Below are 22,299 nucleotides of genomic sequence, written 5' to 3'. Positions count from 1 at the left end.
GTCACATCGCTTCCTTCGCCGTGGAGCCCAGCTGGTACATGTGGCAACCGGGTTCGAGCTTCAGGTCCTGCGTCCGCAGCTGCCCGGTCCGGTCCCGCCACTGCAGGTGCACGTCGAGCGGGCCGCTGACGTTCTGGCCGAGACCGATCTGGATGTCGAAGCTGCGCCGGCCGGCTTCACCGCTGCTGCCGTCGACCCGGCCGAGGTACTTCTTGCCGTCCGAGGTCGTCACGGTGACCTGGGCGCCGATCGCGGGCGGGCCGGCCGCGGGCAGCGGGCCGGGCGCCACCGGGGCGTCGGTGGTCAGCTTCAGCTGCAGGAACTTGCCGGGGTTCGGGCTGTCGTTGTGGTAGAAGATCGGCTGCTCCCACTGCCGCGCCACCGCGAACTCGGGCAGGCCGTCCCCGTCGGTGTCGCCGACGGCGATGCCGCGGGTCGGGACCGGCACCGCCAGGCCCAGCTTCGGCGCGAGGTCGACGTACCGGCCGTCGGCGCTCTTCACGAAGAAGTGCAGGGTCTGGTCGCCACCGATGTCGTCACCGGCGCGGGCGTTCGGCCACCAGAAGGGGTTGGACAGCAGGCCGTCGTGCGCGGTCGCGATCTCCTGCAGGTTCGGCCAGCGGTTGACCTGGCCCTTGACGAACCCGGTCGCCTGGGCGATCTGGTTCTCGCCGCTGTTGTTGAAGTCCTGGATCTTGACGTCCCAGCCCCAGCCGGACCACGCCGTGCCCGCCGAGCCGCTGTCGTCGTGGAAGGGCGCGACCCCGTCCTTCAGCTGCGCGGTGAGGTCCGCGTTGTCCTTGGCCCGGTTCATGAACTGGAAGTTCGACTCTTCGATGCCCCACGACGTCGTGATGTTGCTGACGAACAGGTCGTAGAGGCCGTCGTGGTTCAGGTCGCCGAAGTCGACGCCCATCCCCTTGAAGGAGTCGTGGCCCAGCACCTTCGACTTCGGGTCGGCGATCCCGCGGACCCCGTTGACCTCGCCGAACTCGACGTGGCCCGGCGTGGACTTGTTGTACAGGAAGTGGTCGTGCCCGAAGTCGTTGGCGATGTAGAGCTCGGGCAGGTTGTCCCCGTCGACGTCGGTGGCGCTGGAAGCCAGCGTCCAGCCGAGGCGCGCGCTCTCCGGGATCCCCTGGGACGCGTCGACGAAGCTCGCCGACGGGTTCGCCCCGGACTTGGCGCCCGTCCACCGGTAGATGAACTTGCCGCCGGAGTTCGTGGCGTGCGACATCGACTGGTTCAGCGTGATGCCGCCGTCGGCGTTCGGGTCGAGCACCTTGCTGTCCGGGAAGTAGTTCCCGACGAAGATGTCGACGTGGCCGTCGCCGTCGAAGTCGCCGATGGTGACGGAGTCGGTGTTCCACAGTGGACCGTTGTACTTGCCGTCGGCTCCGCGGTGGTTGCCCGGCACCAGTTCGGTCGGCTGGAACGCGGACGCGTCGAACTTGGTCGCGTTCGCCTTCTGCAGGAACAGCACCGGGGTCCGGCCCCAGTAGTAGGCCAGGATGTCGGTGCGGCCGTCCTCGTTGTAGTCACCGGGCACGCAGCCCATCGGCGCCATGTAGTCCCACGTCGGCAGCGCCGGGGCGGGGTCGAGCGCGAACGGCGCGTACCGCGGGCCGGAGTCCGGCGCCGGCGTGATGACGACCTGGTCGCTGCGCGGGTCGACCAGGCAGAGGTCGTTCGCCTTGCCGCTGCCGCTGATGTCGTTGATGGCGATCGCGGCGCCGACCGAGGAGATCCACGCGGCGATGTGCTCGTACTCCTTGTTCACCGTGCGGATCGACTGCGACTTCGTGGCCGCGGGCAGCGCGATCGTCATCGGCGTGAAGTGGAACTGGTCCGCCAGCTTGTCCTGTTCGGCGGCGGAAACGCTGGGCAGCCGTGCGACCAGGAACAGGCCGAGGACCAGCACCAGCGCCACGATGCCCGCCAGCTGCTTGCGCAGCCAGCCGAAGGTCGCGGTCATTTGTTCTTCCCTCCGTGGGTCAGCACTTCTTCGGCGATCCGCTGCCGCCAGGTTTCGAACGCCGGGACGTCGTCGCCGTCGACGACCACGGCCGGCCGGACCTCTTGCGTGATGGCCGCGGCGCGTTCGGCGGACATCCCGCAGATGGCCTGGGCCGCCATTTCGGTCTCCGGGATCATCAGGCCCGCGCGCACCCGGCACTCGGCGGCGAACGCGCTGCCCTGGGCGAGCGGCCCGTGGTGGATCCCGGCCCGGTCGACCAGTTCCGCCAGCTCGTCGGCGGTGACGCCGCACGCGTAGGTCGAGGCCAGCCCGACCCCGGCGTAGAGGTCGCCGTGGCGCGACTCGGGGAACTCCTCGATCGTCTTGGTCACCAGCTCGACGTCGGTGCCGCAGATGAACCACAGCGCCCGGCCGATGCCTTGGTCGATGGCCCGCAGCGCGTAGCCGTCGTAGCGCCGGTCCGGCCAGGAGAAGCCCTGGTCCTGGTGCTGCTGCCGGATGTACTTCTCGGTCTTGAAGTACGCCTGGTGGAAGCCGTAGCCGTCGAGCACCAGCCACCGCAGCAGCGGGTCGAAGGCCGACGCCTTCGGCCACGCGAACCGCGGGAGCCGGCACATCGCCCAGCCGACCCCGACGTAGATGATGTAGTCGTGCTTCTCACCCGGGCCGGCCAGGAACTCGGCGATGTTGGTGCTCTTGCCGAAGGGCAGCCCGTCGAGAACGCCGTACCCCATTCCCGCGCCCTCGTAGGCGAACCCGCGGAACTGCGTCGGGATCTGCTCGAGCCATTCTTCGGCCTGCTCGACCGACCGGGCTTCGACCGCGTGTGCGTAACCGAGGAGGAACTTCTCCCCGACCGTCTCGAGCCGTTCTTGAGCGGCTGGGCTCTTCCGGTGGAAACCCCGCTTCTCCAGCGAGGTCTCCGAGACATTCGGTGTCAGGATGCGCCGTCTGAGCGCGCGCCAACCATTGCCCAACGCACTCTCCCCCTTACGGGTCGAATAGGAAGGTGTCGCTTCTTCGCCTTCTACGGTCACAGATTCGCTGGTCAGCGCTCTACTCCACATTTGCGTGGGCGGGCCTGGCCTCTCCGCGAGTGCGGAATCCGCCTCAGCTCGCGCGACGCTTCGCGGCGACGTCGAATTCGTCGCGGATCCGCTGCCGCCACAGCTCGTACGCGGGTTCCGGCCCGTCCTCGCCGTCGGCCCGCTCGGTGCGGTCCGCGAGGTTCTGCGCGCCCTGCACCGACAGGTCGGTGAGCACGCCGGCCGCGAGGTGCGTGTGGGCCGGGACGTAGCCGGAGTACGTGCGGGCCTTGACGGCGAACACCACGCCGAGCGCGAGCTCGTCGTAGTGCTCCCCGGCCAGCCGCCGCAGCTTGCCGAGCCCGGCCTGGTCGGCCCCGCCGGCGAAGGTCGCGGCGAGCCCGACCCCGCTCCACAGGTCCGCCCGCCGCCCCTCGGCGAACCGCCCGACCGCGGCGGCCGCGGCTTCGGGGTTGCCGCCGTTGATGAACCACAGCGCCCGGCCGACGCCCTGGTCGAAGGCGCGCGCGAAGTACTCCGGGCGCCCCGCCCACGGGTAGGGCTGTGGCTCGGCCTGCTCGCCGACCCACTTTTCGGTGTCGAAGTAGGCGCGGTCGAAGCCGAAGCCGTCGACGGCGAGCCAGCTCATCACCGGGTGGTAGGCCACCCCGCTCAGCTCGGGCAGGATGTTCTTCCACAGTGGACGCGGCAGCCGCGCCATCGCGAAGCCGATCCCGATGTAGGTCAGGAAGATGTGCGGGCGGCCCGGTCCTTCGAGCAGCTCGCGCGTGCGGTTGCGGCCGCCGCCGGGCATCGCGTCGAGGATCGTGTAGCCCATCGTGGCGCCTTCGTAGGCGAAGCCGCGCTGCTCGGGCTCGATCAGCGCGAGGCGCCGCTCGATCTCCCACAGCGAAGCCCCTTCGATGGCCCACTCGAACCCGCACACCACCGCCTGCGGCACCGCCTCCAGCCGGGCCGTCGCGTCGGTGTGGGTGACCGGGAAGCCGCGGTCGGCGAACCCGACCGAGGCGAGCGAAGGAGCGAGCACCCGCTTGCGGAGCACTCCGATGACAGTGGACATCGTCGTAGTCGTCCTTACGGTTCGAAGGGGATCAGGCGACAGCGCGCAGGTGCGGCCGCTGGGCGGCGAGCATCCGCTGGGTGAACGGCGACTGCTTCGACGCCAGCGTGATCGCGATCGGCGCGTCGGTCGACGCGGGAGCGCGCAGCCCGACCCGGCCGGTCGACTGGCCGTGCGGGGCCACCTGCACCGGCGAGTAGCCGATCGAGAACCGCGGCCCGGCGTTGCCCGGCTGGTGCTGGGCGACCGCGATCGCCGTCCACCGCCCGGCCGGGACGCCGTGGATGGTCAGGTCGCCGGAGGTCATGTTGGCCATGCCGCCGAAGGCGACCGGGCCGCACTGGGGCACCGGGTCGGCGAACAGCCCGACCAGCGTGTCCGCCGGCGCCGAGCCGCGCGGCATGTCCAGCTGCAGCGACAGCACGCCGGAGCCGGTCTGCAGCGAGGCGCAGCTGCGGCCGGCCGCGCGCAGCGTCCGCAGCGGCGGGAGCCGCTGGAACGTCGACGAGATCGCGACGAGCAGCTCGGCCACCTGCGGCTCGCGGTACTGCGTCGGGGTCATCCCGACCGCCCGCGAGAACCGGCTGGTGAACGTGCCGACGCTGCTGTAGCCGACGCTGCACACGATGTCCGAGACGTTCAGCGACGTCGTCAGCAGCAGCCGCTTCGCCTCGAACAGGCGCACGGCGGTGAGGAACCGGCCGGGTGTGACGCCGGTGGCCTCGGCGAACATCCGCGAGAAGTGGAACCGGCTGACGAACACCTCCGACGCCAGCTCCGCGAGCGTGATCGGCTCGAAGTACCGTTCCTGGATCGAAGAGATGGCTTGCAGGACGGCGGGCCGGACCGACTTTTCCACTCGCTCGAGCGCCGGCTCGCGGCGCGGTTCACCGAACTCGCCGTCGTTCCCGACAGCAGCTATAGAGCGCAACATCATCAGTCCAAACCTCGAATTCCCCTGATGGCAGTTCTCCTGGTTCTCTTGTAGCCAGGGAAGACGCCACATCTCGCAGATCGATCGACGAGCGATTGAGGAATCCCGATGTCCGTCCAACCCGGACGCGTGACACCCACCCGGGTGCGGGGATTCCACCCGGGTGTGGCGTGCGCAACACCCGGGCCGGGCGTGCGCAACACCCGCCGTCTTGATCGTCCGCGGTCCGGCGGGAGTCCCGTCTGGTCCGTTCCGGGGACCCCCTGGACGGGCCGGGCCCCTGGTTCGGCCAGATGGCCGAGGATGCGCAACGCACACCCGGACCGTGCGAAACGCATGCGGGGGCGGGGTTAACGCACGAGGAGTCTGGTGGGCGGCTCACTGGCCGCGGCGGCCCGGCTCTGTCACATTCGGATAGAAGCCCGGAATTCGGCCGTCCACCGAGCCGCGCGGCACGACCTGGGGAGCACGAGGACGCTTTGATGATGCTGGAGGCCTGCCATGTACTCCGAACAGCGGCGAACCGACGAGCCGGACCCCGGTGGCGTCCGCTTCACCGTGCTGGGGCCGCTGGAAGTGCTGCGTGAGGGAACCGACTACGCCCCGACGACGCCGAAGGTGCTGGCGCTGCTGGCCGTGCTCGTGATGCGACCGGGGAAGATGGTACACATCGACACCCTGATCCGGGAGCTTTGGTCGGACAACCCGCCGCGGACGGTCCGGACCACCCTGCACACCTACGTCTACCACCTCCGCCGGTGCATCGACCAGAACAAGCTCGCGGGGGACGGCGAAAAGATGTTGACCACCAAACAATCCGGTTACACGTTCCACATCGACCCGGCCCAGGTGGACACGTACGACTTCACCCGGCTGCAGCAGATCGGTCACGAGCACCAGGACGCCGGCGATCACTCGGCCGCCGCGGACGCCTACCGCGCGGCGCTGGACCTGTGGTCCGGCACGCCGTTCGCGAACGTCCACTGTGGACCGGTGTTGTCCGCGTACCGGACCGAACTGCTGGAGCAGCGACGCAGCGTGCTGCACCTGAGGATCGAAGCCGAGATCATCGGCGGGCGGCACCGCGAGCTGATCGGCGAACTGCGTTCGCTGACCACGGGCAGCCCGCTCGACGAAGCCCTGCACGGGCAGCTGATGCGCGCGCTCGGGCGCAGCGGACGGCGGTCCGACGCGATGTCCGTCTACCGCAGACTCCGGTCCCGGCTGGCCGGGGAGCTGGGCGTCGAACCGTGCGACGACCTGCAGACGCTGCACCGGGAGCTGATCTCCGAAGGCGACCACCGCTGATCCGCCCAGACTTCCCCGGCACCCGCCGAACCGTCGGATCGCCCGAGAAAGAAGTGAGGAACGTTCGATGCCCACTGCACCCACCCGTGCCTACGGCCAGTTCTGCGGCGTCGCCCGCGCGCTCGAACTCATCGGCGAGCGCTGGTCGCTGCTGATCATCCGCGATCTGGTGCTCGGCGCGAAGCGCTACGACGAGCTGCAGGCCGGCCTGCCGAAGATCCCGCCGTCCATCCTGTCGGCCCGGCTGAACGAGCTGGAGGCGACCGGCGTGATCCGCCGCCGCGTCCGCGCCGAGCTGGAGGCGGGCCTGGTCTACGAGCTGACCCAGTACGGCAGCGAGCTCGACCACATCCTGCTCGACCTCGGCCTGTGGGGCGCCCGCTCGCTGCACGCCCCCGGCGCCGACGACGTGTTCACCTTGGACGCGGCGATCCTGTCGCTGTACACCACGTTCCGCGCCGAGTGCGCGGAGGGCGTCCAGATCAACTTCGAGATCCGCTACGACGACCGCATGATCGTGCACGCCCTCGTCGAGGACGGCGCGGTCAAGGTCGGCGAGGGCCGGTTCGCCGGTGCCGACCTGGTCATCAAGGCCGTGCACGGCGCGGCGCTGCTGGACCTGATGAGCGGCCAGCTCACCGCGCCCACCGCGCTGCGCTCGGGCAAGATCGCGATCGAGGGCGAGCTGTCGGACCTCGAGCTGTTCGCCCAGCTGTTCCACGTCCCGGCGGCCCCGGAGCCGGCGTCCGGCATCGTGGTCCGCTGAGGTCCGCCCCACCCGGGAACGTCATGAAAGAGTCGTTCATGTCACCAGACGACATGAACGACTCTTTCATGACGTCGGCGAGCCCCCGCCGAGCCGGTCCGCTTTCGCTTGCAGATAACGGCGTTCCGGGCCGCTCCCGGTCCGGTTCGCCGCCCTGAGGTAGCACTCCCGCGCTTCCGCCGCGCGGCCCGCTTCTTCCAGCAGGTGCGCGCGCACCGCGTCGGACCGGTGGGCGACGTCGACCCCGTCCAGCAGCGCCAAGCCCGCCTCCGGGCCCGAAACCTGCGCGACGGCGACCGCCCGGTTCACCGCCACCACCGGGCCCGGCATGAGCTCGCCCAGCACGCCGTACAGCTCGACGATCTGCGGCCAGTCCGTCGTTCCGGTGCTCGGCGCTTCGTCGTGCAGCGCCGCGATCGCCGCCTGCACCTGGTACGGCCCGATCGGGCCGCGGCCGAGCACGGCACGCACCAGCTCGACGCCTTCGGCGATCATCGCCGCGTCCCAGCGGGTGCGGTCCTGCTCCGGCAGCGGGACCAGCTCGCCGTCCGGGCCGGTGCGCGCCGCTCGCCGCGCGTCCGTCAGCAGCATCAGCGCCAGCAGCCCGGCCACTTCGCCCTCGCCCGGGACCAGCTCGCGCACCGCGCGCGTCAGCCGGATCGCCTCCGCCGCCAGCTCGACGCGCAGCAGGTTCTCCCCCGACGTCGCCGTGTAGCCCTCGTTGAAGATCAGGTACAGCACCTGGAGCACCACGCGAAGCCGCTCCGGGAAGTCGGCGGGCGAAGGTTCGCCGAACGTCGAGCCGGCCGCCGCGATGCTCTCCTTCGCGCGGGTGATGCGGCGCGTCATGGTCGCGTCGGGCACCAGGAACGCGCTCGCGATCTGCGCCGTCGTCAAGCCACCGACCGCACGCAGCGTCAGGGCCACTTGCGAAGGCGCCGAAACCGCGGGGTGGCAGCAGAGGAACAGCAGCGTCAGCGTGTCGTCGGAGTCGGCGGGCCGCTCTTCGCCGGGGCCGGCGACGACCGCGGCGGGCTCGCGCACGGCGACCGTCTCTTCCCGGCGCCGCCGGGCGCTTTCGCTGCGCCAGAGATCGGTGAGCCGCCGGGTCGCGACCGTGACGAGCCAGCTGCGCGGGTTGTCCGGCACCCCCTCGGCCGGCCACTGCTCGCTCGCCGCGAGCAGGGCCTCCTGGACGGCGTCCTCGCAGGCGTCGAACTGGCCGTAGCGGCGGACGAGCACGCCCAGCACCTGCGGCACCAGCGGCCGCAGGACCTCGGCGACGCCGGTCACGCCATGGGGACTTCGGTTTCGGCGTCGGCGAAGAAGACGACTTCGCGCACCTCGATGCCGAGGCCCTCGATCGCGGCGTCCGGGATCATCGCCGCGAGCTCGACCGCGCGGTCTTTGCTCGCGCACTCCACGAGGTAGTACCCGGCCAGGAACTCCTTGGACTCCACGAACGGCCCGTCCGTGACCGCCGGCAGGCCCGAGCGCACCCGCACGACGGAGCTGTCGGCGACCGCGCCGAGCGCCTGCGTGCTGATCATCTCGCCGGATTCCCTGATCGTGCGGATGAAATCCTGGTGCCCGGTCATGATGGTGTCCATCTCGGCCTCGGACAGGCCCGCCATCACGTCGGGGTTCAGGTACATCGCCAGCAGGTACTTCACGCCCGCTCCCTTCGTCCGTGCGCCTCGAACATAGCCGAGGCCGACGTCGCAACCGCGGAGTGGAGCCCCCGCGCGCCCGGCTGCCAGCCTGGACCCGGGCAGTCCCGGACCCAGGAGGGTGGCACCGATGGCCGACGTGTTCACGGACCTGCAGACCGAGACGGAGGCGCTGGCCGAACTGGCCGAACGCCACGGGTACGGTCCCGGGCCGAACATCACCGGGCACTTCGCCCGGCTGACGTCGACCGCCCGGCTGGTCCGGCTCAGCGTGGAGAACCCCGGCGCGTTCGGCGTCACGCCGCAGATCTCCTACGACTCGCTCGACGAGGCGATCCTGGTCTGGCTGATCGAGCAGCGGAAGGCCAACGCCCTGCTGGCTTCGGCACCACCGGAGCCGGAGCTGCCGTGGAGCGACGGCCCGCTGCGCCCGTCGGTCCTCGCCGCGGCCGTGCTGACCGAGGTCTTCGCCGGCGGCCAGGACATCGCCGACCTGTTCGGCGTCCAGCCCCAGCGCGACGACTCCATCGGCCACGTCGCCTACTACGGCGTCCGGACCAGGGACCGCGCCTACCGGCGCCACCAGGAGACGCCACCGGCGAAGCCGTTCCGCTTCGAGCTGGTGGCCCCGTCGGGAGCGCGCTGGGACTTCGGCCCGGAGAACGCGACCGACCGCGTGAGCGGCCCGGCGGAGGACTTCTGCCTGCTGGTGACCGGCCGCCGCTTCGCCGAGGACCTGGACCTGGCGTTCACCGGACGGCACACGGCCGAATGGCTGGAGCTGCTGGAGAGCTGACGCCACCGCCGCCGGCCGCGGAGTGCTCAACCGGGCGTCACTCGAAGGGGGCCGGGTCGCCCGCGCCGACGCGCAGGATCTCCGCCTCCCCCGAGGAGAAGTCCACGACCGTCGTCGGCTCCACGCCGCAGTCGCCCGAGTCCAGGACCGCTTCCAGGACGTTGTCCAGCTCTTCCTTGATCTCCCAGCCCTGCGTCATCGGCTCGCCCTCGCCGGGCAGCAGCAGCGTGCTCGACAGCAGCGGTTCGCCGAGCTCGGCCAGCAGCGCCTGGGTAACGCGGTGGTCGGGGATGCGCACGCCGACCGTCTTCTTCTTCTCGTGCATCAGCCGCCGCGGCACCTCCTTGGTGGCGGGCAGGATGAACGTGTAGCTGCCCGGCGTCGCCGCCTTGATCGCGCGGAACACCGCGTTGTCGACGATGACGAACTGGCCCAGCTGGGCGAAGTCCTGGCAGACCAGCGTGAAGTGGTGCCGGTGGTCCAGCTTGCGGATGCTGCGGATCCGGTCGAGCCCGTCCCGGTTGCCCGGCCGGCAGCCGAGCGCGAAGCACGAGTCGGTCGGGTAGGCGATCAGCCCGTCGCCGCGGAGGATCTCGACGACCTGGCCCAGCGACCGCTTCTGCGGGTTCTCCGGGTGCAGGTCGAAATAGCGTGCCATGGGCCGAGCCTAGGGTCGCCCGCCCGGACCGGCACGTCGGGCCCCACCGGCAGCGACACGCCGCCCGCGTCTCCTAGGTTGCGGTTCACGGGCCGAACGCTGGGCTCGTGCCCCGGCACCGGCTCACAATCCGCTGTGGGACCAAGCCAGGGAGGACGAGTCATGACGGAGCTGACCGTGCCGGAGCTGGACCGCCCCCGCGTAGTCGCCGGGGCCGAGTACCTGTTCGAAGGTTCGCGGGGCCGCGTTTCGCTGGCCGGGCTGTTCGGCGGTCACCAGCGCCTGGCCGTGCACCACCCGATGGCCGACCACAGCGGACCCGCCGACCTGCTGCCCGCCGCCGACGTCGCGGCGGCGCTGGACGACCCGGGCCTGCGGCTGGTGCTGGTCTCCCGCGCGCCCTACGCCAAGGTCGAGCAGTACCGGCGGCACCTCGGCTGGGACGTCGCCGCGTTCTCGGCCGCGGGCACCCGGTTCACCGACGACTTCCCGGCGACCCGCCACATCCCCGGTGCGGCGGGCAGCGACTCGTGGGACGACGACGAGTCCGGGCTGAGCTTCTTCCGGCTGGCGCAGGGTTCGGTGCTGCACACCGGGTCGGTCGCCGTGCCCCGCCTCGACTTCCTCGGCCTGCTCGCCCACGCGTTCGGGTTCCCGCCCGCACCGGACGGCCGCTGACCAGGCCGCCACCTCCGATTCCCGGTGTCCGAAGGGGCCACCGGGCCCGTTCCGCGCGCTTTCGCACCGTTTTCGGCGCGCTCCCGTGAGTTAGGATCTACCGCACGCCATGCACACCGCGTCCAGGTTCCGGCCTCCCGAGCGGACCGGCCGCCGCGCAGACTCCGGGGGGTCCGCACTGATGTCTCCGGTCGCCGCACTCGAGCCGCCCACCGGGCGCTCAGCGACCGCCGAGCCCCGCGGCACGACCGCGGCGGACCGGCGGCCACGGCTGGCCACCTACCTGGCGGCGGCGATCGTCGTCGTCGTGGTCGCCGGGTTTGGTGTGGTCGGCGTGGTGAACCTGCTGCCGACGTCGGTCGACGGCTTGCACGCCGTGTACGCGATCGCCGCCGTCGCCGGGCTGCTCGCGATCCAGCTGCTGTGGTTCAGCCGGCCGAGCGCCCAGCTCGACTCGGCGACCAGCCGGGTCCTGCTCGCCGTCGTCGTCGTCCTGGCCTACCTCCCCATCCTGACCTTCGGCGTCTACTGGGCGGACATGCCGGACTTCGTCGGCGGCGCGGCGCTGCTCGTGCTGCCGCCCCGGTGGGCGTGGCCCACGCTCGTGACGGTCTGCCTCAGCGTCGTCTTCGTCTACTGGATCTTCGACGCCGAGCCGCTGTCCGCCATCTACAACGGGCTCGCGGCCGCCTTCTACTGCTTCCTGTTCTACCTGCTTGCCCGGCTCGTCCGGCTGGTCAACGAACTGCACCAGGCCCGCACCGAACTGGCCCAGCGCGCGGTCGCCGAGCAGCGGCTGGCCTTCGCCCGCGACCTGCACGACCTGCTCGGGCTGAGCCTGTCCGCGATCGCGCTCCGGGGCGAGCTGGTGCACCGGCTGATGCGCAAGTCCACCGAGCGCGCCAAGGCCGAGCTCGCCGAGATCACCGCCACCGCGCAGCGCACCCTCTCCGACGTCCGGGCCGTCTCCCACGGTTACCGGGAGCTGTCGCTGGAGAAGGAGTCCCGGACGGCCGAGACGCTGCTGTCGGCCTCCGACATCGCCGTGCAGATCCACCTGGACCAGGGCGACCTGCCCGTGCAGGCCCGCACGCTGCTCGCGCGGGTGCTGCGCGAAGGCGTCACGAACGTCCTGCGCTACAGCGAAGTCGAGCACTGCGAGATCGACGTCCGGCACCACGACGGCAAGGTCACCCTCGAGATCGTCAACGACGGGGTGACGGCGGACGACGCCGCGCTCGCCCCGGACAGCAAGCTGACCGCCCTGCCCGACGAGGTCGCCGCGCTCGGCGGCACCGCGACCGTGAAGGCCGGCGCGGACGGCCGCTTCCGGCTGCGCGTCGACCTCCCGGTGGCCGACCGGACGATGGGCTCCGCCGATCGCGAGACCGAGCGGCAGGGCACGAGCGAGTCGAAGCGGATCCGCTGGCTGCTGCCGGCGTGCATGGCCATCATGGGGTGCGGCGCGACCGTGCACGTGCTCCAGCTGACCACCCAGGCGTGGCAGGTGACGCTGGTGGTCGGCTGCGTGCTGGCGCTGCTGGCCCTGCAGTTCTCGTACTTCAACCGGCCGTCGACGCAACTGCGGTCGGGGCAGAGCTACGGCATGCTCTTCGTCCAGATCTGCCTGACCTACCTGCCGCTGCTGCCGCTGGGCGCGAACTGGGTCAGCGTGCCCGGGCTGCTGATCGGCAGCGGGCTGCTGGTCCTGCCGCCGGTGGCGGGCTGGGCGTTCTTCGCGGTGAACATCGCCGTCTACGCCGAGATCCAGCGGTTCTCCGGCGCGGACGTCATCTCGACGGTCTACTACACCGCCGCGACCGTGATGACCGGGCTGGCCGTGTTCGGGCTGCTGTGGCTGGTGCGGCTGGTCGCCGAGCTCGACAGCACCCGGCGCCGGCTGGCCGAGATGGCGCTGGCCGAGGAACGGCTCCGGTTCGCCCGCGACCTGCACGACCTGCTCGGCATGAGCCTGTCGGCGATCGCGCTGAAGAGCGAGCTGACCGCGCGGGTGCTGCCGCTGGACCGCGACCGCGCCGCCGAGGAGCTGACCGAAGTGCTCGGCCTGACGCGGCAAGCCCTTTCCGACGTCCGGTCGGTCGCCAGCGGCTACCGCGAGCTGTCCCTCGACAGCGAGTCACGCACCGCGAAGTCCGTGCTGGCGGCCGCCGACGTCCGGGTGCGGATGGAGATGCTCGAGGACGACCTGCCGATGCCGGTGCGGACGGTGCTCGCCGTCGTACTGCGCGAAGGCGTCACGAACGTGCTGCGGCACAGCCGGGTCGAGAGCTGCGAGATCGCCATGCGCCGCACGGACAACGGGATCTGCCTCGACATCGTCAACGACGGCGTCGAGCGCACCGGGAACGGCACCCGCCCCGACCGTCCTCAAGCGCCGGACGCGGCCGGGGAAGAGCCGGTGGTGCCCGCACCGCGGCGCCCGGACGTCGTCGTCGCGTCGCGGGACACCTCGCCGGGCAGCGGGATCGGCAACCTGTCGCACCGGGTGGCCGATCTCGGCGGCGAACTCACCGCCGGGGTCGAGCCGGACGGCCGCTTCCGGTTGCGCGCGGTCGTACCGGTCTGAACCACGGGCATACTGGTCTGTACCTTTATGGTCCAGACCAGTATGCCGCGGCTCAGAGCCAGCCGGACTCCTCGGCGATGCGGATGGCGTCGACCCGGTTGCGGGCGTTGAGCTTCGCGACGACGGTCGTCAGGTAGTTGCGGACCGTGCCGGCGGACAGGTACAGGCGCGCGGCGACTTCGACGGTCCCGTAGCCCTGCGCGGTCATCCGCAGCACGTCCAGCTCGCGGCCGGTGAGCGGGCAGTCCACCGTGTCCCAGGCCGCCAGCGCCAGGTCCCCGTCGACCATGCGGCGGCCCGCGAGGACCCCGCGGACGGCGTTGGCCAGCTTGTCGGGCGGTGCGTCCTTCAGCAGGAACCCGCCCACCTTGGCGTCCAGCGCGCGCCGGAGCGTCCCCGGTCTGCCCAGGCTGGTCAGGATGAGCGTCCGGCACTCCGGCAGCTGTTCGTGCAGCTCACCGGCCGCCGTGAGCCCGTCCTTGCCCGGCAGGTCGATGTCGATGACCGCCACCTGCGCCTGCTTGGCCCTGGCGGTGGGCAGGATCTCCAGCCCGGACGCGACCTCCGCGACGACCTCGATGTCGGGCTCCAGCCGCAGCAGGGCGACCAGTGCGCCCCGCACGATGTGCATGTCCTCGGCAACCAGCACTCTGATCACGGGTGCCTCCGCACTCACGATTCCCCAGAAGCTCAGTTAAACATTCTGCTTGACGAATCGGTTGCACCATTCGGGCACCACTTTGCCGTCACCGCGGCGGGAATACTCCGCACCAGGTAAGTACCAGGTTAAAAATACCAGCTCGCGACCGGACGGCTACCGGCCGTGACGAGCGTACCGGCGGTCCGGTGGGAAAGTCACCGGCCGGCGAGTGTGGACACTCGGGCCCTCCACATGCGACGAGCCGGTCGCAGCGGACACGGGAGGCATCCGTCGAGACCGGCTCGGCACCGTCAGGAACTGCGCAAACAGACCTCAGGCGGCTTCGAGGAGGTCCATGTTGCAGATGGTGCCCATGACGGGACGGAGGTCGGCGCCGCGGTTGCTCCACTGCTCGAAGCGGTCGATGGCCAGATCGGTCGCGGCCTTCTCGAACTCGATACCCATATCGGCGAAAAGTGCGCGGACGTCAGCAGAAACCTGTGCGGACATTTTTTGCTCCCAGTGGCGAAGATGAATGCTTCACGTGCCATAAATCGTCGCCGACGGACGCAACGACAGCCAGTGCCCGCATCATCGGGGCGCTGTGGCTTACACATGGTCCGTGCGGTTCCGGAGCGGACTCCGAACGGCCTAACAAGAAGTCGAATCGGGAGCTGAGCACACCGATTTCGTGACGAAGCGCGGTCATCCGGCTGCGCTTTGCTATCACCGTCACGGGTGACACACGTCCGGTGCACGTCGGCTACCCGCCCCGAACCCCCACAAACAGGGCATGTGCAAAACGCATGTCGACCACCGGTGAAATCCACGTCGACCGGTGCACAGAGCACTTAAGAAGTAGACGGCGGCGGATCTACAGTTTTAGTCGAAATCAATTCCCGCACCGGGTGCCTGCTTCGGCGGGCGATCGGGCGGCATCCTCGACCGGAAGGACGGCCCACCATGGATGAGATCGTCCGGCAAGCTGTGGCGCGAGCGATCGTGACCATGCGAGACAACCTGGGCGAGCGGCTCACGATCGACGACCTCGCCCGCGCGGCCATGTTCAGCAAGTTCCACTTCACCCGCGTGTTCCTGCGGGTCACCGGGCTCTCGCCCGGCCGGTTCCTCTCGGCGCTGCGGCTGGCGGAGGCGAAACGCCTGCTCGCGACCACCGTCATCTCGGTGGCCGACATCAGCCACCAGGTCGGGTACAACAGCGTCGGCACCTTCAGCGCGCGGTTCAGCGGCAGCGTCGGCGTCTCGCCGTCCGGTTACCGCCAGCTGCACGGCATGGCGCCGCGGATCGCCGACCGGCAGGCCGAGCCGGGCTCGGGTGCCACGGTGCGCGGGCAGCTGCGCCTTTCCTCGCCGGCCGACGTCGGGCCGGTGTTCATCGGGCTCTTCAGCGCCCGGATCGCCGAGGGTACCCCCGCCCGGCACGTCGTCGTGCCCGGTCCCGGGCCGTACGCGCTGGCAGACGTTCCGCTGGGGTCGTGGTACGTGCTGACCCACGCGTTCGGCAGCTGCCCGCTGGACGGCAACCAGGGGCTGCGGCCGTTCACCGGCCTCACCGGCCCGGTGACCATCCAGCGCGGCGTCACGGCGAGCCTGGCCGACGTCCGGCTGCGCCCGCGCCACGGCTTCGACCCGCCGGTCCTGCTGGCCCTCCCGGACCTGCGCCAGGCCGCCGTTTCGCGTTCGCTGGCGAGCTGAAGCACGCACTGGGGAGTCACTGGGGAAGCCGCCGCCCGCCGGGGTGCGGGCGGCGTGGGGTACTGGGGAGCACCCGCGGCCGTTCGGCCCAACGTGCCGTCATCGGCCGCGGGATTGCGGGTAAGTGCCTATCTCGGGTAAGCGCGCGGGAATTGAGGGGGCATTCTCCTCCGGTGCGCGATCGGGGTTTCACTTCCGCGAAACTCCGGCGGTGCGGGGCAATGGCGTACAATTACTGTTCGGAGTCGTCGGACTGGGGTGCGAGGTACCGTCGTGATCAAGGTGTTGCTGGCCGAGGACATGCACATGGTCCGCGGCGCGCTCGTCGCCTTGCTGAACCTCGAATCCGACATCGAGGTCGTGGCCGAGGTGTCCACGGGGGACCAGATCCTGCCCGCCGCGAAGGCGGCACAGCCCGACGTCGCGATCATCGACATCGACCTGCCGGGCAAGGACGGCCTGTCCGCCGCCATCGAGATCCACGAGAGCCTGCCCGACGTCCACACGCTGATCCTGACCAGCCTCGGCCGCCCGGGCACGGTGCGCCGCGCGCTGGACGCCAAGGTGAACGGCTTCCTGCTCAAGGACGCGCCGTCGGACAAGCTGGCGAACGCGGTCCGCTCGGTCGCGATCGGACGCCGGGTCATCGACAGCGAACTGGCACTGGCCGCTTGGGAAACCGACGACTGCCCGCTGACCCCGCGCGAGATCGAGATCCTGTCACTGGCAGCGCGCGGCCGGACGGTGGCCGACATCGCGTCCGAGCTGTTCCTGTCGGCGGGCACGGTCCGCAACTACCTGGCCGCGGTGGTGACGAAGCTGAACGCCCGCAACCGGGTCCACGCGATCCGCATCGCCACCGAAGCCGAGTGGCTCTGACCGCACCGGTCCCGGAAAGCGCTTTCGCCCACCCCGCTCCGCCTGGCCCAGCTGCGCCCGCACCCGCCCGCTCCGCTGCGCCCGCACCCGCCCGCACCCGCTCCGCGCCCAGCCGCGAGCGCCCCAATGTGGCGTTGGTTGCGTCCAACGCACCGAACGCCACATCGGGGGCGCGTGAGCGAGCCCGGCGACCACCGAGCCGCCCGGCACCGCGCAGGCCGGGCCGCCGGCCTCAGCTCGCCTTCGGGCGTTCCCTGCGCACCGACCCGACCGGGATCGCCACCAGCAGGCGGTGGGTGCCGTCCTGGCCCACTTCCGTCGTCAACGTCCCGTTCATCGCCGCCACGCGGTCGCCCAGGTTCCGCAGTCCCGCGCCCGAACCCGCACCACCGCCGCCGGCGCCGCCCGCGCCGTCGTTGACGATCTCCAGCCAGGCCGTGCCGTCCTCGGTGCTCACCGAGAACGCGCACCAGCTCGCCGTGCTGTGGCGCACCACGTTCGTCACCCCTTCGCGCAGCACCGTCCCCAGCGTCGTGGCCACCGGCGGCGGCAGCTCGCCGATGCCGGAGCGGGCGACCGTCACGCGGGTGCCCGCCGCGCTCAGCACGTCCGCCGCCGCGCGGCACTCCTCTTCCAGGGACAGTTCGCGGTAGCCCGCCGCGATCGTGCGGACGTCGGCCAGCGCGCGCCGGGACATCACCAGCAGCTCCGCCAGTTCCGCCTTGGCCAGCTCCGGCTTGCCGGGCACCATGCGGTCGACGAGTTCACCCTTGAGGGTGATGGCCGAAAGGCTCAATCCCAGCAGGTCGTGGAGGTCTCGGGAGAAGCGCATGCGTTCCTCGGCGATGGTCCGGCGCTTCAGCTCGCACACCTCCTCCGCCCGCCCGGCGACCACCCGCGCGGCCGTCGCGAGCCCGAATAGGGACAGCGCCGCCACCCCGGCCGACACCGCGCTCCCCACCCCCGCGTCGAGCAACCCGGCCGGCCAGCCCGGCAGCGCCGAAACGACCCCGGCCACGACGCACGCGAGCAGCGCCCACGGCACCGCTCTGGCCGGCGGGGACACCAGCAGCAGCCCGCCGGCGAAGAAGCCGCCCGCCGTGCTCCACGGCTCCCCGAGCGCCAGCAACGGCCCGAATCCCAGCACGGCCTGCACGGTCAGGGCCAGCCACGGACGCCGGACGCGGCCACGGGCGAACCAGGCGAGGTGCCCGGCCACCAGCCCCGCGGCGCACACCAGCGCGATCGGCTTGAGGAACCAGGGCTGGGCACCGGTCAGCACCGGCAGTGCGGCCAGCACGGCCACCCCGACGGCGGCCACGGCCTGCGCGCCGAGCACGAGCGCGCGGGATTCCTGCCGCTCGCCCGCGAGCGGCGCGGTCCGCCTCCGAAGCCGTGCACCGCGCACCCGCACCGGATAAACCACGGCCCCTCCCGCGTCACCCCGCACCCCAGTGACTCCAAGGTAACAGGGCGGCCCGCCGGATTCAGGGGTCAACCGACCCCGGGGAAGTCGAGGACGCACTCGCCGACGCTCACTTCGGCGGGCCACTCCAGCTTCAGCGAGCGGTCGACGCGGTCGCCGGCGTCGACCGGCACGGCGTGCGCGGCGAGGCCCATCGCCTTCGCCGTGAGGTACAGGACTTGCTGGAGCGCGCCGACGTGCAGCAGGGTCGTCGCGTATGCGGCGCTGCCGAGCACCCACGCGATCCGCGACATCCGCGCGGTCATCGTCAGCAGCACCGACGGCCTGCGGTGGCTGCCGGCGCCGATCATCGCCAGGTCCAGCATGCCGTCCAGCGCCACCGCGTCGTCGTTGATGAGCGTCAGCGTGTGCCACAGCGGGTCGTAGTGGTAGATCCCGCGCCCGAGGCCCGCGCACCGGTTGACGGCGACGTAGATTTCGAGCTCGTACAGGCAGGCGACGCTGAAGTACGGCCGCTGGGACGCCTCGTGGCCGGGCCCGCCGGGCAGGTACGTCGGCCCGATCGAGCGCACCCGCGCGGCGCGGAAGAGGAACTCGCCGATCTGCTCGGCCGACAACGCGCGCTCGGTGACCTCGGGGCACAGGTGGTCTTCTTCGAGCAGCGAGCTCAGCGTCGGGTCGGCCGCCTTGAGCACCGCCGGGTCGGGGCGGTGCAACGGGAAGGTCGGGCCCGCCGTGATCGGCTTGACCACCGGCGGCTCGGCGCCGGTGCGGCGCGGCCCCGGTTCCGAGGACCCGCCCTTCTGCCACGTCCGGCTGCGCGCGTGGAACATCAGGTCGTCGGGCGACCAGGCGGCGAGGTCGTCGTCGCCGTCCTCGGCGAACTCCGCCCAGTCGTCGGCCGCGAGCACCACGCCGGCGGACACCAGGAACGCCGCGATGTCGGCCACCACCGCTTCGGTCAGCCCGGTCGTCTCGGCGACCTGGGCGACGGTGACCGGCCGGGCGAGCGACGACGCGACGGTCACCGCCGCCGGGCGCAGCAGCGCGACGCGGTACCGGGCGCGGGGCGATTCGAGCAGCAGCCCGCCACCGTCCGGGCGCATGGCCGAGAACCGCGAAAGCTTGATGAGCCGGCCCGGTTGCACCGGATCGCTCGGGAAGACCGGGAACTGCGTCACCGGGATCGCCGAAAGCAGGGGCCCGCGGCCGTCGTTGAGCGCCAGCGAGTGCACGACCGAGCCGGACAACCGGTTCAGCGCCTTGCGCAGCGCCCCCGCCCAGGCTTCGGTGCCACCGCTGGCCGACGAGGCGAGGTTGCCCATCGAGACCGGGCCGAGCACCATCCGGCCGAGCGACTCACGGACCGGACCGGGGATGTCCGCCAGCTCGTACTCACCCCACCAGGTGATGGCGACGATCGTGTCGTCGTCCCCCGCCTCCAGCAGGGTGTCTTCGGTGAGGGACCAGAGCCGGACGGTCTCCGGGATCCCCTCCTGGCGGTGTGCAGGCAAGGCGGAACTCCTCAAGCGAACTGCGAAAACCGAGCTTCCCACGGGACGCTCAGAGGAACATCGGGAACGGGTTGAGCCGCTCGTACGGAGTCGGCGCCTCGAGCCTGCCCAGCGCGACCGGGACGTCGAAGAGGCGGCCGGGCGCGAACCGGGCCCAGAACGGGCGCAGGCCGGGCACGAGCACCTTGACCACGGGGATCCCGACGTCCGGGCGGGTCTGGTCGAGCACCAGCAGCTCCAGGCCCGCGCGGTCGAACACCTTGCCCAGCGCCTCGACGTCGTCGCGGACGTCGGGCCGGTTGACGAACGGGAAGTCCGCCGCGGTCCGCATCCGCTGCCCGGCCGCCGGTCGCAGGTACGGCTGGTTCGCGACGGTCGCGTAGGCGAGCCAGCGCCGCGCGTCCGGGTCGTCGAGGCCGCGGCCGCCTTCCCGCACGACCGGCAGCATCTGGTTCAGCTCGGTCACCGCGCGGCGCACCGCGATCCGCGGGTCGAGGTGCGCGCCGAAGCCCATCATGATGTCCTCGTGCGGCCCGTCGGTCCGCCGCGAAAGCGCGACGGCCACCGGGATCCCCAGGTCGGAGGTCACGTCGAGGACCCACAGCTCGCGGCCGATCGCCACGTAGTTGCCCGCCATCTCCTCGAGCCACGCGTCGGCGAACGAGGCGAGGTCTACGCCCGGCACCGGCGTGCGGTTGTACCACCACAGCGCCACGGCGTCGCGTTCGACGAGCTCGAGCGCGCCCTGCAGGATCGCGTCCTCCAGGCTGCTGCCCGCCGCCGCGCCGTTCGAATCGGCGCGCACCCCGCGCGCCGCGCTCACCCGCGGGGTCCCGTAGTAGAGGTAGGACGTCGGCAGCAGGCGGCGGCGCCCGGACGGCGACCACACCGGCGTCCAGTCGGTGCGGGCCGACGTGTCGAACGGCTCGGGGACGTGCTGGAAGTCGGCGTGCGCGCGGTTCCACGCCTCGCGGTCGGCGTACTGCCGCCCGGCGAAGAGCATGCAGGCGTTGGGGTGGACGGCTTCGTCCTCCAGCTCGTCGTAGGAGCCGCGAATGCGCAGCTCGTCGCCCTGGAAGTTGCCGGAGAAGCGTTCCGCCGCCTCGCAGAGCGCGCTGACCTCCGCGTCGAGCGGGCTGACGCCCTTGCCGCCGTTTTCGCAGCGCAGCCCGGCGCGCAGCGCGGCCATCCCGGTGATGCCGCGGGCGACGTTGGGCCCGGAGCGGTAGGCGTTGGCGAACGGCGGCGCGGCCGGGTCCGGCTGGATCTCCTTGATGATCCCGGTGATCGGGCTGATCAGGTGCCGGTGCCGCTCGAGCATCTGTGACGGCGTCGCCGTGCGGTGCCCGCCGCCGCCGGTGGTCGCCTTCTTCGCCGGCTGCAGCGTCACCGGCCGGACCGAGCGCCACGCCACCTGCCACGGGTCGCCGCAACCCGGGCACTGCGGGCGGCGGCGCAGCTCGTGCAGGCGGCCCTGCAGGTCGAGGGTGTCGAGCGTCCACACGCACTGCTGGCCGTGGTAGCGGTAGCCGGCCACCCACTTGGCCGCTTCCAGCGCCACGAGGTGCGCCGCGGCCGAGGTGAGCGGCGGCAACGCCGGCATCGGGCGGCGCGCCGGGCCGGCGTGGCCCAGCTCCTCCTGCACGCACGCTTCGGCGTGCCGGTGACCCCACAGCCGGTGGGTCAGGCAGTGCCAGCAGGCGCCTTCCGGCTGCAGCACCGGGCCGATCCACACCTGGGCGCCGAACGGGCGCGCCAGCAGCCACGGCCGCCCGGCCCGCCGGTGTTCGGCGTCGACTTCGGCCAGCCGCGGGTCGAGGTAGTCGGCGCACAGCACGACCGACAGGTCGGCGGCCCCGGCGTCGGCGCGCACCACCCCGAGCCCGGCACCGGCGAGCGCCCGCTCGACCGCGCCGGGGTCGACGCCGTCGGCGCTGTCCCCGACCGCCGTCAGCCGCACGGTGCCCTGCCGTGCGGCGACGAGGTCGGCGTCCACGCCGCACGCGTCCCAGTAGGCCAGCGCGCGTTCGTCGCCGGCCCGGTCGTCTTCTCCCTGGCTGCGCAACGTCACCAGACCGGCGTCGACCAGCTGCGCCAGCAGCGCGGCAACCTCTTCCGGGGCCATCCCGCCGGGCCGGTCGCGCAGCAGCCCGTCGAGGTCGTGGGTCCCGTCCAGCAGCGCCGCGAGCGACTCGATCTTCGCCCCGCGCATCGCGATCACGCCCTGCTCGGAGAACAGGTACGCCCCTTTGCCCGCCCTGACCTCGGCGCGGAGGTGCCGGCGGAAGGCGGGGGCCCGCGTCGGCACCGCGCCGCCGTCTTCCGGGACCCGTGCGTTGACAGCCGTCGTGCGCATGGGCTCTCCTGCCGGTAGCCGGGTGGGGCGGGACGAGAATCTGAATCCTGCTCCACACGAGGTCTACTCAACCAGTGCGGCAAACACGGAGAAGTCATGCAAAACGCATGGTTTGGGGTGTGAAACACATGGCACGGCGATGCGGGACTCACTGGCCGTGCACCGCGCTGAACCGTCACCGTAGACAGCGACGCCCGCGCCGGATTGGTGCGTCACGGGGCACCGTAACCGACCTCGCGGCCCTGCGCGATTCGGGGGGTGGTGCCCGGTCTGGCACCCCGAGACAT

At 71.5% G+C, this 22,299-nt stretch carries 19 protein-coding genes; 7 read left to right on the top strand and 12 right to left on the bottom strand.

Annotated elements, in window-relative coordinates; translation table 11 throughout:
- Position 1 precedes the first annotated feature (1 nt).
- The 4 genes from MUY14_RS02190 to MUY14_RS02175 all read right to left on the bottom strand — a co-directional run bounded on the left by MUY14_RS02190 (position 2) and on the right by MUY14_RS02175 (position 5,021).
- On the bottom strand, positions 2–1,975 hold the full coding sequence (locus tag MUY14_RS02190; RefSeq protein WP_247020250.1) for a CRTAC1 family protein: 1,974 nt from the start codon (positions 1,973–1,975) through the stop codon (positions 2–4).
- Entirely contained in the window at positions 1,972–2,955 is a 984-nt protein-coding gene (locus MUY14_RS02185; RefSeq protein WP_281506242.1) for a DUF1702 family protein, read from the bottom strand. The genes MUY14_RS02190 and MUY14_RS02185 overlap by 4 nt, the downstream gene beginning before the upstream one ends.
- Before the next feature lie 133 nt (positions 2,956–3,088).
- Positions 3,089–4,084, bottom strand: coding sequence for a DUF1702 family protein (locus tag MUY14_RS02180; protein ID WP_247020249.1), 996 nt, complete (start codon positions 4,082–4,084; stop codon positions 3,089–3,091).
- A 31-nt stretch (positions 4,085–4,115) separates the two neighbouring features.
- Positions 4,116–5,021: a helix-turn-helix transcriptional regulator gene (locus tag MUY14_RS02175; RefSeq protein ID WP_247020246.1), complete on the bottom strand. Its 906-nt coding sequence runs from the start codon at positions 5,019–5,021 to the stop codon at positions 4,116–4,118.
- 498 nt (positions 5,022–5,519) lie between these two features.
- On the opposite strand from MUY14_RS02175, the gene MUY14_RS02170 reads away from it, so the two are divergent.
- Entirely contained in the window at positions 5,520–6,326 is an 807-nt protein-coding gene (locus MUY14_RS02170; protein ID WP_247020244.1) for an AfsR/SARP family transcriptional regulator, read from the top strand.
- A gap of 67 nt (positions 6,327–6,393) precedes the next feature.
- A complete protein-coding gene (locus MUY14_RS02165) occupies positions 6,394–7,092 on the top strand; it encodes a winged helix-turn-helix transcriptional regulator (protein ID WP_247020242.1) in 699 nt (232 codons plus the stop codon).
- Between the two features lie 66 nt (positions 7,093–7,158).
- On the opposite strand, the gene MUY14_RS02160 is transcribed toward MUY14_RS02165, so the two are convergent.
- Positions 7,159–8,385 carry an RNA polymerase sigma factor gene (locus MUY14_RS02160; protein ID WP_247020240.1) on the bottom strand — a complete coding sequence of 409 codons (1,227 nt, stop codon included), beginning with the start codon at positions 8,383–8,385 and terminating at the stop codon, positions 7,159–7,161.
- On the bottom strand, positions 8,382–8,765 hold the full coding sequence (locus MUY14_RS02155; RefSeq protein ID WP_247020238.1) for a YciI family protein: 384 nt from the start codon (positions 8,763–8,765) through the stop codon (positions 8,382–8,384). The genes MUY14_RS02160 and MUY14_RS02155 overlap by 4 nt, the downstream gene beginning before the upstream one ends.
- 127 nt (positions 8,766–8,892) lie before the next feature.
- Between MUY14_RS02155 and MUY14_RS02150 the strand changes: the two genes are divergently transcribed.
- Positions 8,893–9,558 carry a maleylpyruvate isomerase family mycothiol-dependent enzyme gene (locus MUY14_RS02150; protein WP_247020236.1) on the top strand — a complete coding sequence of 222 codons (666 nt, stop codon included), beginning with the start codon at positions 8,893–8,895 and terminating at the stop codon, positions 9,556–9,558.
- Positions 9,559–9,595: 37 nt separating this feature from the next.
- Here MUY14_RS02150 and MUY14_RS02145 read toward each other — a convergent pair whose 3' ends face one another.
- On the bottom strand, positions 9,596–10,216 hold the full coding sequence (locus tag MUY14_RS02145) for an L-threonylcarbamoyladenylate synthase (RefSeq protein ID WP_247020234.1): 621 nt from the start codon (positions 10,214–10,216) through the stop codon (positions 9,596–9,598).
- 162 nt (positions 10,217–10,378) lie between these two features.
- Between MUY14_RS02145 and MUY14_RS02140 the strand changes: the two genes are divergently transcribed.
- Positions 10,379–10,894, top strand: coding sequence for a DUF899 family protein (locus MUY14_RS02140; protein WP_247020232.1), 516 nt, complete (start codon positions 10,379–10,381; stop codon positions 10,892–10,894).
- Between the two features lie 181 nt (positions 10,895–11,075).
- Positions 11,076–13,481 (top strand): sensor histidine kinase, encoded by a 2,406-nt coding sequence (locus MUY14_RS02135; protein WP_247020230.1) that lies wholly within the window; start codon positions 11,076–11,078, stop codon positions 13,479–13,481.
- A gap of 52 nt (positions 13,482–13,533) precedes the next feature.
- On the opposite strand, the gene MUY14_RS02130 is transcribed toward MUY14_RS02135, so the two are convergent.
- Positions 13,534–14,139 (bottom strand): DNA-binding response regulator, encoded by a 606-nt coding sequence (locus MUY14_RS02130; protein WP_247020228.1) that lies wholly within the window; start codon positions 14,137–14,139, stop codon positions 13,534–13,536.
- Between the two features lie 315 nt (positions 14,140–14,454).
- Positions 14,455–14,631, bottom strand: a complete 177-nt coding sequence (locus MUY14_RS02125; RefSeq protein ID WP_247020226.1) for a hypothetical protein — start codon at positions 14,629–14,631, stop codon at positions 14,455–14,457.
- Positions 14,632–15,084: 453 nt separating this feature from the next.
- On the opposite strand from MUY14_RS02125, the gene MUY14_RS02120 reads away from it, so the two are divergent.
- Positions 15,085–15,837, top strand: coding sequence for a helix-turn-helix domain-containing protein (locus MUY14_RS02120; RefSeq protein WP_247020224.1), 753 nt, complete (start codon positions 15,085–15,087; stop codon positions 15,835–15,837).
- 273 nt (positions 15,838–16,110) lie between these two features.
- Positions 16,111–16,716: a DNA-binding response regulator gene (locus MUY14_RS02115; RefSeq protein WP_086860973.1), complete on the top strand. Its 606-nt coding sequence runs from the start codon at positions 16,111–16,113 to the stop codon at positions 16,714–16,716.
- 232 nt (positions 16,717–16,948) lie between these two features.
- Here the strand turns inward: MUY14_RS02115 and MUY14_RS02110 are convergent, their stop codons facing one another.
- The 3 genes from MUY14_RS02110 to MUY14_RS02100 all read right to left on the bottom strand — a co-directional run bounded on the left by MUY14_RS02110 (position 16,949) and on the right by MUY14_RS02100 (position 22,012).
- Positions 16,949–18,142, bottom strand: coding sequence for a sensor histidine kinase (locus MUY14_RS02110; RefSeq protein ID WP_247020222.1), 1,194 nt, complete (start codon positions 18,140–18,142; stop codon positions 16,949–16,951).
- Positions 18,143–18,210: 68 nt separating this feature from the next.
- Complete coding sequence (locus MUY14_RS02105; protein WP_247020220.1) at positions 18,211–19,656, bottom strand: SagB/ThcOx family dehydrogenase; 1,446 nt, start codon at positions 19,654–19,656, stop codon at positions 18,211–18,213.
- Between the two features lie 49 nt (positions 19,657–19,705).
- The gene (locus MUY14_RS02100; RefSeq protein ID WP_247020218.1) at positions 19,706–22,012 is read right to left on the bottom strand and encodes a TOMM precursor leader peptide-binding protein; all 2,307 of its coding nucleotides are present in this window, start codon (positions 22,010–22,012) and stop codon (positions 19,706–19,708) included.
- Positions 22,013–22,299: the final 287 nt, after the last annotated feature.

This window comes from Amycolatopsis sp. FBCC-B4732 (genome assembly GCF_023008405.1).
In the GTDB taxonomy this organism is placed as follows: Bacteria; Actinomycetota; Actinomycetes; order Mycobacteriales; family Pseudonocardiaceae; genus Amycolatopsis; species Amycolatopsis pretoriensis_A.
The sequence above is the reverse complement of the archived record's forward strand: the minus strand, read 5'-3'. Positions and strand labels throughout refer to the sequence as shown.

Coding starts and splice junctions, on each gene's coding strand:
- MUY14_RS02190 (WP_247020250.1), bottom strand. CDS start 1,975: ATGACCGCGACCTTCGGCTGGCTGCGCAAGCAGCTGGCGGGCATCGTG.
- MUY14_RS02180 (WP_247020249.1), bottom strand. CDS start 4,084: ATGTCCACTGTCATCGGAGTGCTCCGCAAGCGGGTGCTCGCTCCTTCG.
- MUY14_RS02175 (WP_247020246.1), bottom strand. CDS start 5,021: ATGATGTTGCGCTCTATAGCTGCTGTCGGGAACGACGGCGAGTTCGGT.
- MUY14_RS02170 (WP_247020244.1), top strand. CDS start 5,520: ATGTACTCCGAACAGCGGCGAACCGACGAGCCGGACCCCGGTGGCGTC.
- MUY14_RS02165 (WP_247020242.1), top strand. CDS start 6,394: ATGCCCACTGCACCCACCCGTGCCTACGGCCAGTTCTGCGGCGTCGCC.
- MUY14_RS02150 (WP_247020236.1), top strand. CDS start 8,893: ATGGCCGACGTGTTCACGGACCTGCAGACCGAGACGGAGGCGCTGGCC.
- MUY14_RS02145 (WP_247020234.1), bottom strand. CDS start 10,216: ATGGCACGCTATTTCGACCTGCACCCGGAGAACCCGCAGAAGCGGTCG.
- MUY14_RS02140 (WP_247020232.1), top strand. CDS start 10,379: ATGACGGAGCTGACCGTGCCGGAGCTGGACCGCCCCCGCGTAGTCGCC.
- MUY14_RS02135 (WP_247020230.1), top strand. CDS start 11,076: ATGTCTCCGGTCGCCGCACTCGAGCCGCCCACCGGGCGCTCAGCGACC.
- MUY14_RS02125 (WP_247020226.1), bottom strand. CDS start 14,631: ATGTCCGCACAGGTTTCTGCTGACGTCCGCGCACTTTTCGCCGATATG.
- MUY14_RS02120 (WP_247020224.1), top strand. CDS start 15,085: ATGGATGAGATCGTCCGGCAAGCTGTGGCGCGAGCGATCGTGACCATG.
- MUY14_RS02100 (WP_247020218.1), bottom strand. CDS start 22,012: ATGCGCACGACGGCTGTCAACGCACGGGTCCCGGAAGACGGCGGCGCG.